At 36.9% G+C, this 16,802-nt stretch carries 16 protein-coding genes and 1 pseudogene; 2 read left to right on the forward strand and 15 right to left on the reverse strand.

Annotation, left to right across the window (positions count from 1 at the left end):
- Nucleotides 1-73 precede the first annotated feature (73 nt).
- A complete protein-coding gene (locus KZP23_RS16960) occupies nucleotides 74-553 on the forward strand; it encodes a SixA phosphatase family protein (protein ID WP_226332964.1) in 480 nt (159 codons plus the stop codon).
- 132 nt (nucleotides 554-685) lie between these two features.
- Nucleotides 686-1,762: an agmatinase family protein gene (locus KZP23_RS16965; RefSeq protein ID WP_226332966.1), complete on the forward strand. Its 1,077-nt coding sequence runs from the start codon at nucleotides 686-688 to the stop codon at nucleotides 1,760-1,762.
- 50 nt (nucleotides 1,763-1,812) lie between these two features.
- Here KZP23_RS16965 and KZP23_RS16970 read toward each other — a convergent pair whose 3' ends face one another.
- From KZP23_RS16970 to KZP23_RS17040, 15 genes and pseudogenes are all read right to left on the reverse strand, one after another.
- Complete coding sequence (locus tag KZP23_RS16970; protein ID WP_226332967.1) at nucleotides 1,813-2,040, reverse strand: hypothetical protein; 228 nt, start codon at nucleotides 2,038-2,040, stop codon at nucleotides 1,813-1,815.
- Nucleotides 2,041-2,261: 221 nt separating this feature from the next.
- Nucleotides 2,262-3,278 (reverse strand): DUF481 domain-containing protein, encoded by a 1,017-nt coding sequence (locus KZP23_RS16975; protein ID WP_226332968.1) that lies wholly within the window; start codon nucleotides 3,276-3,278, stop codon nucleotides 2,262-2,264.
- 164 nt (nucleotides 3,279-3,442) lie between these two features.
- Nucleotides 3,443-3,916 (reverse strand): annotated as a pseudogene (locus tag KZP23_RS16980) (DUF6515 family protein); the annotation flags it as partial.
- A 491-nt stretch (nucleotides 3,917-4,407) separates the two neighbouring features.
- Nucleotides 4,408-5,145, reverse strand: a complete 738-nt coding sequence (locus KZP23_RS16985) for a DUF2092 domain-containing protein (RefSeq protein WP_226332969.1) — start codon at nucleotides 5,143-5,145, stop codon at nucleotides 4,408-4,410.
- A gap of 141 nt (nucleotides 5,146-5,286) precedes the next feature.
- Nucleotides 5,287-6,420 carry a helix-turn-helix domain-containing protein gene (locus KZP23_RS16990; RefSeq protein WP_226332970.1) on the reverse strand — a complete coding sequence of 378 codons (1,134 nt, stop codon included), beginning with the start codon at nucleotides 6,418-6,420 and terminating at the stop codon, nucleotides 5,287-5,289.
- 277 nt (nucleotides 6,421-6,697) lie between these two features.
- Complete coding sequence (locus KZP23_RS16995; RefSeq protein WP_226332972.1) at nucleotides 6,698-7,282, reverse strand: helix-turn-helix domain-containing protein; 585 nt, start codon at nucleotides 7,280-7,282, stop codon at nucleotides 6,698-6,700.
- Between the two features lie 28 nt (nucleotides 7,283-7,310).
- Entirely contained in the window at nucleotides 7,311-7,904 is a 594-nt protein-coding gene (locus KZP23_RS17000; RefSeq protein ID WP_226332973.1) for a hypothetical protein, read from the reverse strand.
- Nucleotides 7,905-8,566: 662 nt separating this feature from the next.
- Nucleotides 8,567-9,613 carry an LA_2272 family surface repeat-containing protein gene (locus KZP23_RS17005; protein ID WP_226332974.1) on the reverse strand — a complete coding sequence of 349 codons (1,047 nt, stop codon included), beginning with the start codon at nucleotides 9,611-9,613 and terminating at the stop codon, nucleotides 8,567-8,569.
- Nucleotides 9,614-9,686: 73 nt separating this feature from the next.
- On the reverse strand, nucleotides 9,687-11,252 hold the full coding sequence (locus KZP23_RS17010) for a carboxypeptidase-like regulatory domain-containing protein (protein WP_226332975.1): 1,566 nt from the start codon (nucleotides 11,250-11,252) through the stop codon (nucleotides 9,687-9,689).
- A gap of 126 nt (nucleotides 11,253-11,378) precedes the next feature.
- The gene (locus KZP23_RS17015; protein ID WP_226332976.1) at nucleotides 11,379-12,344 is read right to left on the reverse strand and encodes a FecR family protein; all 966 of its coding nucleotides are present in this window, start codon (nucleotides 12,342-12,344) and stop codon (nucleotides 11,379-11,381) included.
- A 4-nt stretch (nucleotides 12,345-12,348) separates the two neighbouring features.
- Complete coding sequence (locus tag KZP23_RS17020) at nucleotides 12,349-12,918, reverse strand: RNA polymerase sigma-70 factor (protein WP_226332977.1); 570 nt, start codon at nucleotides 12,916-12,918, stop codon at nucleotides 12,349-12,351.
- Between the two features lie 684 nt (nucleotides 12,919-13,602).
- Complete coding sequence (locus KZP23_RS17025; RefSeq protein ID WP_226332978.1) at nucleotides 13,603-14,652, reverse strand: MBL fold metallo-hydrolase; 1,050 nt, start codon at nucleotides 14,650-14,652, stop codon at nucleotides 13,603-13,605.
- A 160-nt stretch (nucleotides 14,653-14,812) separates the two neighbouring features.
- Nucleotides 14,813-15,685, reverse strand: a complete 873-nt coding sequence (locus KZP23_RS17030; RefSeq protein WP_226332979.1) for an ABC transporter ATP-binding protein — start codon at nucleotides 15,683-15,685, stop codon at nucleotides 14,813-14,815.
- Nucleotides 15,682-16,353, reverse strand: coding sequence for a molybdate ABC transporter permease subunit (modB, locus tag KZP23_RS17035; RefSeq protein WP_226332980.1), 672 nt, complete (start codon nucleotides 16,351-16,353; stop codon nucleotides 15,682-15,684). The genes KZP23_RS17030 and modB overlap by 4 nt, the downstream gene beginning before the upstream one ends.
- Nucleotides 16,350-16,754: a TOBE domain-containing protein gene (locus KZP23_RS17040; RefSeq protein WP_226332982.1), complete on the reverse strand. Its 405-nt coding sequence runs from the start codon at nucleotides 16,752-16,754 to the stop codon at nucleotides 16,350-16,352. The genes modB and KZP23_RS17040 overlap by 4 nt, the downstream gene beginning before the upstream one ends.
- Nucleotides 16,755-16,802 lie beyond the last annotated feature (48 nt).

Raw genomic sequence — 16,802 nt, forward strand, 5'->3', positions numbered from 1 at the left:
TGATCTCATATTGATTTTGGCATGGTTATTTCGTTGTAATATTGTAATAATTTTTCATCGATATCAAGGTAATATGACAAAATATCTGACATTGTTAAGACATGGAGAGGCAGAACCGGCCAAAGGGTTCAATGAGGATTTTTATAGGCCCCTTAGTGAGAGCGGAAAGTACAAATTAAATAGGCTTGGAAACGTATTAAAGAACAGGGAACTGGCTTTTGATGTATCTTATATCAGTACCGCTCTACGGACGCTCGAAACTGCAGAAATCATTAATAATTATATATCGATTTCCCGAAAGGAGGCTCAAATGCAATTGTATTTGGCAGATGCTGAAGTCATTTTTGAAGCATTGAAAACAAGCCCTGATGATTTTAATCATATCATGTTAGTAGGGCATAATCCGGGAATCAGTGCTGTGTTAGCCCTGCTTACCAATGATTACCAAATCAATTTAGCCCCGGGAATGATGGCCATGCTTGAGCTTTATACAGATTCTTGGGAAGTGGGCTTGAATAGGGGAATGGGCAGTTTAAAAGAAGTCTTACAATGAAAATGCCTTGAATTATCATTTTTGATAATGGGTAAATTGGCGGAATTTCAGTAAATTATATAAGGAATTTAATTTCTCTTATGGAAGAGAAAACAAAGTCTTTTTAAAAAACAACAGTAGAATAATAAGGTTATGATTACTAAGAAACAGCAAGTAATTAATCATTTTGATCCAAACGGAGTAGCATCACAGGGAAATATTTTTGGTTTGCCCTATGACGAGGAAACGGCAAGCCTTATCATTGTTCCGGTACCATGGGAAGTTACCGTAAGTTATTCACACGGTACAGCCAAAGGGCCGGAAAGTGTATTGAATGCTTCGGCTCAGGTAGATCTGTTTCAGGATGATATAGTAGATGCTTGGACAATGGGCATTTATATGTTACCTATACCGGCTGAATTGGCTCTGAGCAATTCCAATCATCGTAAAATAGCCGATGATTATATAGAGTGGTTGGAAAAAGGGAAGCAAAAGGAAGATAATGAAAAATATTTGGCAGTGCCTGATCTTGTGAATAAGGCCTGCATAAAGATGAATGATTGGGTGTATAAAACAGCCAAAAACTACCTTAACCAAGGAAAGTTGGTAGCTTTATTGGGAGGAGATCATAGTACGCCGCTTGGTTATATCAAGGCACTATCTGAAAAATATTCGAGTTTTGGTGTGCTACAAATAGATGCACATGCGGACTTAAGGGAAGCCTATGAGAATTTTGAGTATTCACACGCCAGTATTTCCCATAATTTTATGAAGATCCCTCAGGTAGAAAAATTGGTACAAGTGGGTATTCGGGATTATTGCGAGGAAGAATCTGACAGAGCAAAAGAAGATCCAAGAATTCATACTTTTTATGATAAGGATATCAAGGAATCCATGTTTGAAGGAGCTACATGGAGGTCAATTTGTAACCAGATTATCAATTCTTTGCCTAGGGAAGTGTATATAACCATCGATATTGATGGATTTGATCCAAAACTTTGTCCGAATACCGGCACTCCTGTTCCTGGAGGATTTGATTTGGAGCAAATCATGTATTTGATGAAATTATTGGTTAAATCGGGCAAGAAAATCATCGGCTTTGACGTGGTAGAAGTAGCTCCAGGAGAAGACGGTAATGAATTTGATGGAAATGTAGGCGCAAGGGTGCTTTATAGAATGTCCAATCTATTAGGAGTGTCCCAGAATAAGCTTTGGTGGACTGAGCATTAAGCAGAAAGACTACAAAACAAAGCCCAAGTTTTTTTCTTGGGCTTTGTTGTTTATTCCTCTAGATTTTTCTGAATTTCTTTCGCTTTTTCATCCAGTTTGTCGGCTGCATCCTCCAAAGATTCACTGATATCTTCAGCTGCATCTTCTACATCATCAGCGACTTTCTCTATTTTTTCCTCAACATTTTCCAGTTTTTTGGATAATTTACTTTTCTTCTTATCTTCGCAAGAACTGAATAGGATGCTTACAGCTGCGAGTACAAATACTAGTTTTTTCATATTGGATTAATTTTCTTTTTGGCTATAATTTCATCTGATCTGCAAAAGTAATCAGCTTTTTCAAATTTTTATGCCCAGTATTGGGCGCAATGATCTAGTGCTACTTTTACAGATTATAAAAGTACCTCCATTTTACTTTCCACTATCACTAAAACGATATATTTGGGCCCATATGAAAAGGGAGATTTGAGAAATGCGGCAGCTAATCGTCATTTAAGCCATTATAATTCCCATCCTATTCCTGTCTGAAGAACATAATCCGCTTTACTGGCTCCAGCCACTACTTGGTTATCAAAGTTCAAGGTAAATCCAAGTTTGATATATAGATCAAGTGGAAGATCATATTTGACATCTATATTATAATCAAACCTCCATCTACCTTTTTCTGTAATACCAGGGAAAAGCACGGCTTTGGTCAGCAAATCAAGGTCGCCAATATCATAAAGATTAAGTTCGCTCCCTACATACCCTTCCATACTGTTTCTGTCCTCGTCTTCACTAGAAAACCGTTCATTTACATATGAAAATCCACCTTCTACACCAAAGTAGGATTGGTTGGTATGGATGATATACTTACCCATTCCAAGCTTGAAAATACTCCTCAGATCCAGTTTTTGTTCCGTATTGGACAGGAAAGAATAATTGGCAGGGACATACCAATCTTTTGGAAGAAATTTTCTGTATGAAAAACTTCCATCTTCCCTTCGTATAGGATCCACTTCATCTTGGTTTGAGCGGATTAGGTTATATCCTGCAGATGCTGACCATCTGGGCGCTACATAACCCAATGAAGTCCTAAAACCTGATTGACTCAAATTGTTGGCTTTGGTAAAGCTATAGTTTACATCGATATTGGCTGATAGCCTGCTCAAGAAGTCATTTTCATAAGTCTTGAAATATACTATTTCATTAACATTTACATTCAACGAGTCACCATCCATCGTGTATATCATGATTTGATTGGGTGAGGAGGATTTTAAATACCCGTTATGTCGTTGACCAGAAGTCAGTGTAATCAGGTAATTTCGCTTTGAATATACCTCGCTGATTTTTTGCCATTCAATTTCAAAATCACTGTCACTATAGTCTGTTTCAATAATTACCACGCCTTTGTCCATTGATTTGATTTCTCCACCGATAACGTCTTTGTTTTTAAAGATCAGGGAATCATTTTGACCATGTGTAGTATGAAAAATAAGCATACAAAATGAGAGTAGTAAAATTAAATTTTTAATCATAAGTATTTCGGTTTAGTGAAATATGGATATTACTCAACTTTATTTTAAATAGTGTATTATTATCAATAAATATTAAATTATAGTGTTGTAATATTGTATTTTACTTATATAAAGAGTGAGGGAGTTCAAATCCTTCTATGAAACCCTAGCAACACTGATTGATTTTATGATGTTGTTTCCTCTTCCACCTGTACAACTTCATACATATTCTTGCCGTCCTGCTGAATGGGTTGGTAATAAGTTTCTCCATATTGTACGTATGTTTGATCTCCAATTTTGACTTCTTCAGCCCCTTCAGGTAGGTTTTCTACTATTGTTCCAGCAGTAGGGGGGACTACAGTATAGCCTTTATCCGTCTTTTCGTAATAGGTGCCGCCGTAGTAATAATTATTGGTCGTTTCATTGACGACCACTGTAGTAGTTTCATTAGGTAAGCTTGGAACGGTAGCTCCTACAGGTGCTTCCACCACTGTGTAGCCATTGTTGTTTTGTATATAATAAACACCATTATCATAGTGGTATTTTTGATTCTCGATGGAAATCACAATGGCTGTAGCTGCCAGTGAAGCCACAAAAAAGCCCCAGGGATGCCATGCTGGGCCCCAATAGTAGGGCGTGAAAGGATGGTAAAAATAAGGCCTATAACTATAATACCTATATCTGCCATAGTGGTATGGTGGTCTATGATAAGGGGGTAGGGGCTCCTGATTACTACTGTACTTCTATTGATATTTATTCGGTTGTTGGCCGAGGGTCTAACATGATTTGCAGGTCTGGAATGATTAGGGCGATTTTGATTATTTGGTCTATTGTAAGAAGGTCTATTGGTGCTGGGCCTTGCATTACTAGGTCTATTATAACTGGGCCTTGTGGTCGGTCTACTGGTACTCGGCCTAACTTGATTTGGTCTTGCAGTTGAAGGCCTGGAGTTATTAAAAGCAGGTCTTTGCCTTGATCTTTGTGCACCGCCGTTTATGGTTCTTCCTGTAGAAGGCCTTGCTTGTGTTCTAGACCGTGAAGGCGCATGATTTAACCTTTGGGCCATTGATAAATCCGGTAAGGTCATTGAGAGACAAATACCAAGCCCTAGTATTAATTTTAGTTTTGGGAAATTTATCATTGTTCTCTTCTATAAAGGTTTGGGGAGGATGGCTACAATTCTTGCGCCTGGTGGTGGGGTAAAGTCGAATATTTTTTCAGGGTAAAGTGTATTGATTTGCCAATCCGAGAAGGTGGCTTCATATTGTATTGGTGTCTCGTCAGCAGTGTTGATGATCAATAATTTCAATGGTAGGATTAATGCATCATTGGATATCCATATTTGCACATTGAGTCCTTCTTTGATGGCAGCTATTTGAAAGGCCTCTTTGCCTCTTATGGTCTTTTTCCCTAGAAAGTGAATTTCATCAAAATCATCAATGAGATCATCTGTGAATGAAGGATAGAAAAAGTCAGCGGCAGGAAATTCGACCCCAAAACTGTGGTTTATGCTGTCAATCATGCTCAGGGTATTGTCTGGAGCTCCAATGGTCGTATAGTTGTTCTCATCAAATGAATACCTAGTAAATGAAGTTCCGTTATAGTAAAAACCTCGATTACCGGGATATCCTTTGGCAAGAACCATCATTTTGTTTGCCCCTTGCATGATTACCTCATATTCAGTAAATTCTTTAGAAGAAGCAATGAAAGGATAAATGTTTTCTTGATCGGATGATGTATAAAGATGAAAACTGCAAGCACTTAATTGACCAATGACTTCACTCATATGGTCAAGAATATACACCGCTGTGGAGTCAATTGACTTTTCTTGTGAATAAGAAAAAAGTGGATAAAAAAGTAAAACAATCAGTAGTTTTATTTTTCTCATGATTTCATCCATATTGTTATCATTTAGATACTTCTTAAGTGATTGATTAAGAATTAAGAATAATATAAATAGGATGTGCCTGAAGTCCGAATACTGTTCCAAGAATACTGACAATTGTTATAAATATTGTCATATCCTATATCATTTATTGGAGGGGATTTTCAAAAAATGGCTGATATAATCAAGGGCATTATAACCGGTAAATTCTTTAAAACAATTGATAAAAACAATCCGGTTTTTGAAGCCACTTTTCTTGGCCAATATATCCAAGGTGAGTTTGGAAATAGCGCCCTTTTGGATAATCGCTTGACTGTAGATGATTCTCTGTTGGTTGATATATTCTTCAAAACTCAAGCCTTCCTGCTCCCAGAAATAGTTTTCAAGCTCCTTGGTTGAGACCTTTAATTCCTTGGCCATTTGTTCTATACTGAAATGCTCCTCCAAATGTGGCTTAAGCTCGTCTAGATAGAGAGTTATTTGCTCTAGAAGCCTTTTGTATTGGTCTGCATTTAACCGGCTGTTGGTATTTATTACAGGATTTAAATAAGTTTTTTTTCTTTGTTCAAAGCTTAGTGGTATGAGGCCAAACAGGAAATCCGGTCTTAAAAATAGGGCCAGGCTAATCGATAGGATGACGATAGATTCAGCAATATCTATTAATATGGCATCTTGGGTTGAATATCCAGCCACTTTGAAGAGGAAAAAAGGAATGAATAAAAAGGGAAGGATAATTATATAGAATTTTACCCATTTCAGCCAACCCTTATGTATCCTAAGTCTTTTTTGTTTCTTTAGACACAAAATTTTAAGACCTGTCCGTAGCTCAAAAAACCAATAAAGAAGCAATTGTATATAAACCAACCACATTACTGTAGCTTCTAATGTAGCTATTTTGGGATCATTAAAGTTGATCATCCCGATAGTAAATATGGATATGGGCATAGCAAAATGGATCAAGATAGGGAGCAGTTCTAACCTTTTATTGATCAAAAAGATAATGTGTATATAATGTAAGGGGACAAAGAAGGACATGAACACCAAGGAGAAAAAACTCAGTTTGATAGGTGAGGAGGAAAAATTCAATTTTTCAATGGAAGAGAGGATATCAAGTGCAATCCAGCAAAAGAGACAAATAAACATTAGGCTCAGCAGTCGCATAGCATATTTCTGATCCTTGATATTACTTGGATATGATGTGAGTACCAAGGCCGCAATGAGTGAGGCGGTGGCCGCCATCAACTGGACCAGAGTACTTAAAGAGATGTTTATTTGCATATCATTACAGTAATATTAATGCCACCTCCATCATCTTGACTTAATTTTAGAGGTTATGCATGAAGAAATACAGCTTAAAGATTAACATATCATCAAACTTTCAGTCACTTAGAGTAGGGAAGTACTGTAGTTGAACCCGGAATATCCATTAGGTTATCTATTGCGTCCTGATCAGACATGACAGACACCTTGAATCTTCCAACAGCCTTGTTATTTGAAGTCCTAAGCCTCATAGCGGTTGCTAATGCATAAGTTCAGATAAATTAAAAAATACTTTTCAGGAACATGAACATAAAAAAATAGAGATGCCAATATTTATAATTTTGGCTAAGTTTTGATCATTTGAAGTTTTTGATAAACTCAGAGGGGGTTGACCAGAGAATTTCTTAAAAGCTGCTCTAAATGAGTTTCTATTACTAAAGCCACAATCAAAAGCAAGGCCTTCAAGTGTGATGTTCTTCCAATCACCCGCCTTGATTTTTTGCTTGCAATGTTCAATTCTATATTTATTTAAAAAATCATTAAAATTTACTCCCTTTTGTTTATTGATAAAAGAACTTAGGATATATAATGGAATGTCAAGTTCCTCAGACAAATCATTCAGATTATAACCTTGGTTCAAGTAAGGTGCGTTGTTTTCTATATGACTGCTTAATTTTTGATCTATTTCAATAATTCTTGCTTCACTTAAGAATTTTGAGGTATAGGAGTTTCCATTTGTCGCTTTATTTTTATCTTTTTTGCCTTTTATTTTTTGTAAAGATGGCGCAAGAATATTTGTAAAGCCATACAGGATTTTAGGTTGTCTAAAGAGGTAAATACTTATGCTTAATAAAACCAGTGCGCCGGCACTTTTACTCAAGTTTTCATAATGGCCAGTCGAAAATGGATTATAGGAGTATATAAAATAGGGATAAAAAAGAAAAAATTGGATAGAAAGAAAAAAGTAGATCCAATTTAGTACTGGTTGATTGCTTTCTTTGAATTCTTTCTCTTCTTATAAATTTGATTACCAGTCCTAATTGTAGTATGAAATATATTCCAAAAAAGACATGATACATCACATTCACCAATTCTGCAGGTATAAGTGACAGTTGCATAAAAATAGCATCATGGTTCATCTCTGAAGCACCTATGCCCAGCATATTTATTTTCTCTTCATGAGACAATACCCAAAAGGGGATACTGTCGTCAATTAACACCAATATAAACGGAATCAAGTGAACCAAGTCCTTGGTCGAAAGTGACAGTCCATAAAGGAGATTTCTTATATAAAGGTAGGAGAGGGGGACAAATAAAAAGCAAAGAATATTGCTGATTTTAAAAGCAATGGGGAACTGAACAAGCAAATTACTTTCAGCAACAAGCCTAGCCAGGATATTGATCACCATTATAATTAGTGTAATACTTAAGAATTTTCGTGACTTTCCATTACCATCTTTAAAAGCAGATAATATGATAATGGTAATTATTCCTAAAGTCACAGCTAATAAATTAGCGAGTGTAATAAAATTAAAGCGGTAATCATGATGATTCATTAGGCTTAGTGGAAAAAAAATTACAGCATTTTGGGTTTATCTTTACATTTCAAGCGCCTTAAGCGATTGATTAATTTTGACTTAATATAAACGTTTTTCTGTATAATTATATTAATTAAAGGTTATTTTTTTGAATTAATTTTACCTATCTGTATTTCATCATCTATATAAATAAGATGGTGGACAATAATTCAAAATATAATTATAAAAGTTGAATTGATTAATAATACGATAGAAAATTTCCACTTGGTGATTCATTAGATGAAAATACAATAATATTGGCGTTGATTTGTAGCCGCATAATTGGTTTGGGTATAATTAAAAAAGTGATATTAATAATATGAAAGGTTAAATAAAAGGTGTTAAACCTATGTATTTGGATTGAATTGTATTTTTATATCATTTCGAAATATTATCTTTTACTTACTATTTGATTCGTTTTAATGGCATGGTTTTCAGATTAATTAGCCGCTTAAACCTAAAACTATATGAATTGGGCTTGTAGGTATGGTGTAAGTGCTATGGCATTTATAGAAAATGATAATGGAGGGCTATATTATGGGGGATGTACGTACAAGGCAACTCGAATGATAGGCATTCCAAATCATTTAGTATGATATATTATATCTTAAGGCTGCATTTAGTCCTAATAATAATTCATTTCTGTAATCAATATTTTCTTTATAAATATTAAAGATGGGTTCAACAAAATCATTAGGCCGATTCGTACCTGACCAAACAACGCTCGGGCCGACTATTAGATCGATTTTTTGACCCAAGGTAAATCCAAAGTTTAAATTTAACCTGGCCATATCCTTATTAGATCCTATATGGTTTATGTAATAGACTTCGGGATTGAAGTAAAGAATGGGGCCAAGGCCCATTACGCTTCCAAATCCTCCTCCTAATGCAAAGGCATTTTTAAAATCTGGATTGAAAGCTGTGTTTAATGTCGTATAAAATTTGGGGACGCCTATTTTAAAAGCCACATTAATAGGGTGAGTTTCTGTAAATCCTATTTCAAGAGCTTTATAACCTCCTTTTCGAATGATGGATAAAAAACCAATGGGAACAGCTGATGGTCCTATGCTATCTGTATAGTTTAAGAAGCCAATTTGAACGCTGTTCAATTTTTTTACGATATTGACAAAGGCTATTTGAGCACCAGTGACTTCTTTAGGGCTGATATTGACAAAGCCAATTTGGGTGCCTTTTAAATCTTCCCCGGCTGTATTGACAAAACCAATCTGTGCGCCATCTGATGATTTAACAGCTGTATTGACAAAACCAATTTGTGTTCCGATTAGGTTTTTGGCCGTAGTATTGATAAAACCTGTTTGCACTCCATGTATCTGATCTACATTTGTATTGCTAAAACCAATTTGAGTTCCATCCAATGAACCGCCATTTGTATTTACAAAACTAATTTGACTACCCTTAAAGTCCTGTTCGTTCATATTAAGGAAACCAACTTGTGCACCCTTATGATTTCCCTGGGCGTGATTGATAAAGCCTATCAATGGGTAAGCAAAATTATCAGGTACTTGATTATAGATTCCCGTATATACAACGCGGCTGGTATGTTCGCTTTGTGCTAGAAGAACCGTAGGCAGAGAGAGTAGTATGGCTACTATCAGTAAATTCAAGATTTTCATGACTTTGATCTTAAAAGAAATGGAATATGTTTTCTATTAAGACACTTGGAATGGAAATCTCCCTAATGAAAAGCTATAAAATAATTTGGATGCCTGCTCCTAAACCACAAAAAATAGCATGGAAGCCATCATCTCTGGGTTCGCGCTGAATCTCCCAGCCAGGGACTTTCCAATTTACATTTTCATAAGATCCATAATTTATGGAAGGCCCCATATAAAACCTGAAAGACTGACCTAAATTCAAAGCCGGAAGGAGTTTTATGGAGAAACTGAAATAATTTTTTCCATGTGGGCCAATGGAGCTTCTAGATACCAATTCCGTATTGGTATGAAAAGTCTTGGTTTTTATCAGATGGTAACCCAGTCCAGCATCAAACACCAATGAGTTGCTGTTGGCTAACAATGAATTTCCTAATCCCAGAAGCCCATAAGTGTAGGTACCCCCTGATCTAAAGATGACTTGAAGGACTTGGCTTTCATCAAATGACAATGAAATTGTTTTTTCACCAGATTTGATGAGATTGATAAAAGCTATGGGATAATTACTACTATCTGCGACATTCAATAAACTTGTAATTTGCCATCCTGTCACATTTTTTCCTTTATTAACCAAGCCCGACAGTTGCGTGCCGGCTTCTTCAGAACTATGATTGCTTAAGCCTGCTATTTGCCATCCTTCTAGGGACTTTGATTGGTTGATCAAGCCTGCCAATTGAAATCCCTTTACATTTTCACTGGTATTGAAAAGACCTGAGGCTTGGAATCCACTGCTGTTTTCCAAAACAATATTGGCTAAGCCAGCTAACTGGACACCTTTGGTATTTCCTCCTACCAAATTGAAAAGACCCGCTACTTGTAAATAATCTACATTTTTTCGATTGATATTAAATAAACCAGCCAATTCTACACCATTAACTCCTCCGGAATAACCGCCAAAAATATTAATAGAGGCATTGTTTACGGTTTGATTATTCATCATACCATGGGTGCTTACTGCAGGCACCAAGGAAACCTGTACGGGGACCTCAGCAAAAAATCCTCCTATATTGAGTCCCTGCATCCTTTGTTTGAAACCCGTAAACATTCTACCCAAGTAGGTTTCCTCAACACGCTCTCCATTTTCAGCAGTGGGGTAAAATTTGTATTTGGGATTTTTCCTTTTGGCAGCAATATCAAAAGGAGGCAAAAGCATAAAGGTAGTATCCCTGTAATGTTCCTTACTGATGGTCAACAAGACTGATTTATCTGGGTTTTTAAGCTTCAGCTCGAAATAGCCATTTTTATCCGTCATGGAAGCGGCTAGCATGCTTCGTTCATAGACACTGGCATAGGCGATCAATTCATCACTTCCTAGATCTCTTATTTGCCCCGTGATCAGCCAGGAATTTCCCTGCTGCGAGTCGATGCCCTCATCGAGGTATAATTTGTTGGGAGCATAACGAATCACAATATACCCAGGTGTCTCAATAAACTCATATTTTGGCCCTAAAGCCTTTAATAATGCTCCGCTGATATTACCTGAATATGCAGGGAAACTGATTAAGCTATCTTTTGGGATGATATGGCTATTATAGGAAAAGAAAAAATCCTGAGCTTGGGAGGTTTTTTTGAGAAATTCCTCAATGCTAATGTTTTTCATTTCAGCGAGGGTAACTTGCTTATTTAGGTTACCTTGTGCGGATATGCCATAAATGAGCGAAAAAAATACTAAAAAAAGGGTGATGCCCCCTTTGGTCAGCCCATTTGCTGTCATTTTATAATTGAATTATTTGATGAGGATCCTATTCGGTTCTCTTAGAATTTGTAGACCAAAGGTAGCTTTTAGCACTTCAAGGTTATTCTCAAGAGAATTGTTACTGAAGGTAGTGGTTAATGGTAAATTTCGCAAACGCTCATTGGCAATGATAATATTGGCATCATAAGCTTGGTTCAATATTTCTACTATTCTCCAAAGGGGGGTTTCTTTGGCCTCAAAATAATCACCAACATAATAATTGTACAATTGATCCTTTACAGGGGACATGGTCAACAAACCCTTTGTGAGATCTATAAAAAGCTTATCACCGGGTTTCATCTTATAAACTTTTCCTTTATAATCTACCTTTACAGCTCCTGATTTCAAGATCACTTCAATTTCCTCTTCTTGTTTTTTTATATTGAATGAGGTACCCAATACGGTAACTTTGGCTGCTCCAATATTTACTTCAAAAGGCCTGTGTTCATTTCTTTCCACTTGGAAAAAGGCTTCTCCATCATACAGATTTACCTTTCTATTAGTATTTATAAGAGATTGGTTAAAAGATAATTTAGTATCCTTATTTAAGGTAATAATAGAGCCATCAAAAACTGTATGGGATAGGGATTTATTGGTTGTTTCTAAATTTAAGTTGGAGATCAGTTTATTGTCAGGAGACATGAAAAGGATATAGATTACACATGACGCAATGAAAGCCAAACCTACCGAAGCAGCTATCCCTAACCATGGTTTTAGAAAGAGCTGCTTAGTCAAAAAAGGGCGCTTTCTATTTTTTCTGCTTGTGAAATCTAACCATGCTTTTTCCACATCAATTTGTTTGGAAGCTGATGGAAGTAGACTTTTTTCCCATATCATTCGAATGCGTTCATACTGCTTTTGATGGTTTAGGTCAGCGTCAATCCACTGCTGAATTTCCCTGTTCTCCATCTCATCAGTTTCCTGCAACAGATATTTTATAAGTTTGCTGTCATTCATAAGATTATATATTTGTAAACAGGAATAATAGGATAGGTAGAAAATCTGCCAGTTCCACCCTCAAATGTTTCAATGCTTTCCCCATATGCGCTTCTACTGTTTTGACTGATACGCCTAGGCGATCAGCAATTTCCTGGTATTTCAATGATTCATATCGGCTGAGTAAAAATACTTTCCGACATTTCTCCGGCAAGGATTCTAAAGCGCGTTTTAAGTTTTCCATCAGTTCAGCGTCATGGCCTTCATCCTTCAGTATTGGGGCAGAGGCAGATTGATACTTTGTAATATTTTGGTGTTTATGTTTCACTTTCTCATGTCTCAGGGCATTCATGCTATCTCTATATACCATTTGGTACAAATAAGCTTTAAGAGAGCTCTCTATTTGAATTTTTTCTCTTTTTTCCCATAACTTCAAAAAGACATTTTGGACGATCTCTTCTGCTTCATCACCATCCTTAAGGAGGACAGAGGCATAGGCATGAAGGCCCTGAAAATAACCTTTAAAAGTCTTTTCGAATACTTTCTCATCAATGATTGACGCTTGTTCCAAATCAAGCTCTGTAGCGTATCCCACCTTTTGCTTAAGTTGAGGTTTAATTTGATCTCTTAAGTACTTCCTGATACTATATAGACACCGTAAAAAGCATTCACCCTATAGTTTCACTAAAAATAAATGAAAAAAATTAAACTGGGTATTCGCCACTTATTCGAATATTCAAATAAGCCATTCAGCTCCTTGATTGTTGAAGAAATATTGATATATCCAAAAGAAAAAGAGGATCTTAAACGGCTTCCAACTAAAATACTGAATGGTATGTTTCCTTATTTCTTTGGATTTAAGATGTGGCCAAGCCTAAGGTGACTCTACGACAAGTCTGGGATATGGTATAGATTTCCCTAAGTTTCCAATAAGAAAAACACGGCTAAAACACGGGATAAACACGGCTTAACTAGGGGTTAAACATAGGTTAAATCAAGAACGTTAAAAATGTTAAATACATTAATATTGGACCATTTTCATACCAATTACCTTATTTCCCACAGCCTGTCCTGCTTGAGGCTGAGATTCCCCCGTTCTAGCTGAAGATATACAGGGGGGATCTTTTCTGCGAGATTGGTCTGTCTTTGCGAAATGTTTTGAAGTGTAAAATATGCTGCTGCCATAGTAGATAAATATAAAAATGGATGAAATTTCTAAATCCGGTGGCCTGTATTGTTATGATCTTCAGGTCCTGCAGCCATATTATTTTAAGTGTTTTTAATCGATATTCTTCCACCAGGGATTTGGACTATTCATATCATCAAATCCAAAAACTTGCCCAAGAGAAGGGGTAAAATGTGCTTGCTTCTGCTCTAATGCTTCAATTTCAAAGCGGCTGATTGGGTCTTTCCAGTGATGTGGAGCCAATGAAAAGCCTCCCCAATGGACAGGAACAGCTATATTGGCATTGGCATCCATTACTGCTTTGACCGCTTCTTCCGGATATAAATGAATCTGGTGCCAATGTTCATTATATTGGCCACATTCCACGAACATAATATCAAAAGGACCATATTTATCACCCACCTTAGTGAAGTGATGGTCATAGCCGCCATCACCGCTCCAGTAGATACTGTGATCGGATGTTTTGAATACCCAGCCTCCCCAAAGGGATTTGGCCCGATCAAAGGCTCCTCTGCCAGAGAAATGCCTGGAAGGAGTAAAAGCAAAGGATACTTCTTCAAATTCACCTTCATTCCACCAATCGAATTCTTGGATTTTAGCGGCATCCAATCCCCATTTCTCCAAATGTCTGGACACTCCTAGTGCTACAAACCAGTTATTTACTTTTGGAATGAGTTTTAGAAGGCTTTTGTAATCGATATGATCATAGTGGTCGTGCGTGATAAAAACCGCATCTATGTCAGGTAATGTATCGATGATGGAAAGTGTGTTTTCACTGAACCTTTTGGTTTTGAAGGGGGCAATAGGAGAGGCATTGTCTCCAAACATGGGGTCTATCAGAATGTTTTTTCCTTTTAGCCGCATCAACAATACAGAATGACCATACCAAACAAATTTGGGTGATTCTTCATCTGCCATAAATGCTTTCTCATCCAATCCCATAACGGTCAAAGATTGATGGGGCATTCTGTCGGCAGTATTGGTGAAATTTTCTTTTAATAATTTGGGAAGGGTCTTAAGGCTGACATTCATGGTGGTAGTGGAGAGATTTTGAAATTTCTTTCCATTCCATTGTGGGGAATTTTTGAAGTTCTCCAAGTCGGTCTTTCTCACAGAAGCTCCAAATTGCGGATGAATGGTCATATGTATTGAATTAGGCTTAATCTAGGAAACAAGAACTTAATACCATTTAAACTGATATCGTAAAATAAGGTTACTTATTCAGGTAGATGATTTTATTGAATAATAAGAGAGCTTCTGGAGGGTATACCTGAGAAGAAAATTATAAAAGGAATGATGCAAGTTAGATTTTGTGAATAATGGGATTAAAAGCTTTGGAGCCTACCATTACCTTGTCGCCAATCTTAAAATCCTTTAATTCAGTTAGATCACAAACCACCTTTACGATATCTTGTCCGATTAGAACTGAGAGGATTCCTACTACCTCCTCTTGAGAAATCTCAATTACCTCCCCTGTAAATTGAAACTTAGCACTGTTCTTACCATGAGTAAATAACTCCTTAGGATTACCAGATCGTATGATTTTTCCCTTTTGGAATTCGAATACTTTTTGGGAAAGCTTGATGATTTCGCCTATATCATGACTGATCAAAATCGTCGTCAACTGGTATTTTCGGTGGATTTTCAATAAATAATCCTGAAGTCGTAGGCGCATGACATTATCCAAAGCAGATAACGGCTCATCAAGTAGAAGTATTTTAGGTTGATTGACCAAGGCACGGGCCAGGGCCACGCGTTGTTTTTGTCCACCTGATAGCATAGCTGGCTTAAGGCTCAAAATTGGCTCAAGATCCATAATGGTTATCAGTTCTTCAATGATAGCTTTATCATGATTTTTGGAAAGTGCAAATTCCAAATTCTCATAGGCTGACATATGGGGAAAAAGCGCATAGTCTTGAAAGACGTAGCCTATATTGCGTTTGGCCGGTTTTATATTGATTTTGGTTGCTTTGTCCCACCAGCAAGTGTCATCTACATATATACTGCCAGTATCCGCTTCCAACAAGCCACTGATTATCCTAAGCGTAGATGTCTTTCCTGATCCCGATTCTCCATAGAAGGCCACAAATTCTCCCGTGTTAATGGAAATATCCAAATCCAGTAACATTTCTTGATCTCCCGAACGCAAAGCTTTTTGGATCTTTAATTCGATCATCGCATTAACCTTTTTAAATGGCCTCCATTTATCATATAGACAGTCAATAAGGTAATAAAAGAAAGGATTACCAAAACTAAGGAATACTTATTCGCTAATGCGTAATTCAGTGATTCCACCTCATCATAAACGGCTATAGAAGCCACTTTGGTCCTTCCAGGAATATTTCCTCCAATCATCAGCACTACGCCGAATTCACCAACTGTATGGGCAAAGGTAAGGACCAATGCAGTAATGATGGATGGTTTGATATTGGGTAAGAGAACATAAAAAAGTGTACTTAAACTGCTTTTGCCCAATAAACTGGCTGCTTCAGTGAAAGATGAAGGAATGCTGGCTAAACCAGATTGGATGGGCTGTACCATAAATGGTAAGCTGTAAATACATGAGGCCACCACTAAACCTGTAAATGAAAAAACCAAGCGAATTCCAAACCAACTGTCCAACCAAGCCCCAAAAGTATTGTGTGGGCTGAACGCCAATAATAGGTAAAATCCCAAAACGGTAGGGGGTAATACCAAAGGCATACTTACCAAAGCCTCTATGATGGGTTTGATTTTGGATTTACTTATTGATAACCAATAGGAGAGTGGAATGGCCAATACAAAAAGTACCAAAGTAGTGACCAATGCCAGTTGAAGGGTCAATATTAGAGGGGCCAAGTTCATATCGGCGACAATATTACTTCGTTGAATTTGATCATAGCCAATACTTGATCTTGCACTTCAAGTGATAAACTATCGCAACTAAGCGTGGACACCAAAGCTATCAAATCACCCAGCACGGAGTCCAATTTTATTCGACTAAGAATTTCTCCCTTTTCTATTTCAGTAATGGTTCCAGAGATTTTGTTCTCTAAGCTTATATTGATATTGACTTCTTTGGCTATAACCAGTTCTGTTTCCTTGAAAAGAACATTTATCCTTTTGCCCATTTGAAGGTAATTGGCTGTAGCCACTGTGTCCAGTAATATCGATTGGAATTCAATTCCGTTGCCCATATTCAAACCAACCAATGACATATGTTCGGTTGACTGGATACTGGAAATTTGACCTTCAATTTGATTCATGGAGCTAAAATATAGAATGAGGGATAATTGGCTTTTGTAGAAATTTCT

It is taken from the genome of Echinicola marina, assembly GCF_020463795.1.
Lineage (GTDB): Bacteria > Bacteroidota > Bacteroidia > Cytophagales > Cyclobacteriaceae > Echinicola > Echinicola marina.

Excerpts from the sequence above, each read along its gene's own strand:
- KZP23_RS16975 (WP_226332968.1), bottom strand. The coding sequence starts at position 3,278 with ATGATTAAAAATTTAATTTTACTACTCTCATTTTGTATGCTTATTTTT.
- modB (WP_226332980.1), bottom strand. The coding sequence starts at position 16,353 with ATGAACTTGGCCCCTCTAATATTGACCCTTCAACTGGCATTGGTCACT.
- KZP23_RS17010 (WP_226332975.1), bottom strand. The coding sequence starts at position 11,252 with ATGAAAAACATTAGCATTGAGGAATTTCTCAAAAAAACCTCCCAAGCT.
- KZP23_RS16985 (WP_226332969.1), bottom strand. The coding sequence starts at position 5,145 with ATGAGAAAAATAAAACTACTGATTGTTTTACTTTTTTATCCACTTTTT.
- KZP23_RS16970 (WP_226332967.1), bottom strand. The coding sequence starts at position 2,040 with ATGAAAAAACTAGTATTTGTACTCGCAGCTGTAAGCATCCTATTCAGT.
- KZP23_RS16990 (WP_226332970.1), bottom strand. The coding sequence starts at position 6,420 with ATGCAAATAAACATCTCTTTAAGTACTCTGGTCCAGTTGATGGCGGCC.
- KZP23_RS16965 (WP_226332966.1), top strand. The coding sequence starts at position 686 with ATGATTACTAAGAAACAGCAAGTAATTAATCATTTTGATCCAAACGGA.
- KZP23_RS17040 (WP_226332982.1), bottom strand. The coding sequence starts at position 16,754 with ATGAATCAAATTGAAGGTCAAATTTCCAGTATCCAGTCAACCGAACAT.
- KZP23_RS17030 (WP_226332979.1), bottom strand. The coding sequence starts at position 15,685 with ATGATCGAATTAAAGATCCAAAAAGCTTTGCGTTCGGGAGATCAAGAA.
- KZP23_RS17025 (WP_226332978.1), bottom strand. The coding sequence starts at position 14,652 with ATGACCATTCATCCGCAATTTGGAGCTTCTGTGAGAAAGACCGACTTG.
- KZP23_RS17005 (WP_226332974.1), bottom strand. The coding sequence starts at position 9,613 with ATGAAAATCTTGAATTTACTGATAGTAGCCATACTACTCTCTCTGCCT.
- KZP23_RS16960 (WP_226332964.1), top strand. The coding sequence starts at position 74 with ATGACAAAATATCTGACATTGTTAAGACATGGAGAGGCAGAACCGGCC.
- KZP23_RS17015 (WP_226332976.1), bottom strand. The coding sequence starts at position 12,344 with ATGAATGACAGCAAACTTATAAAATATCTGTTGCAGGAAACTGATGAG.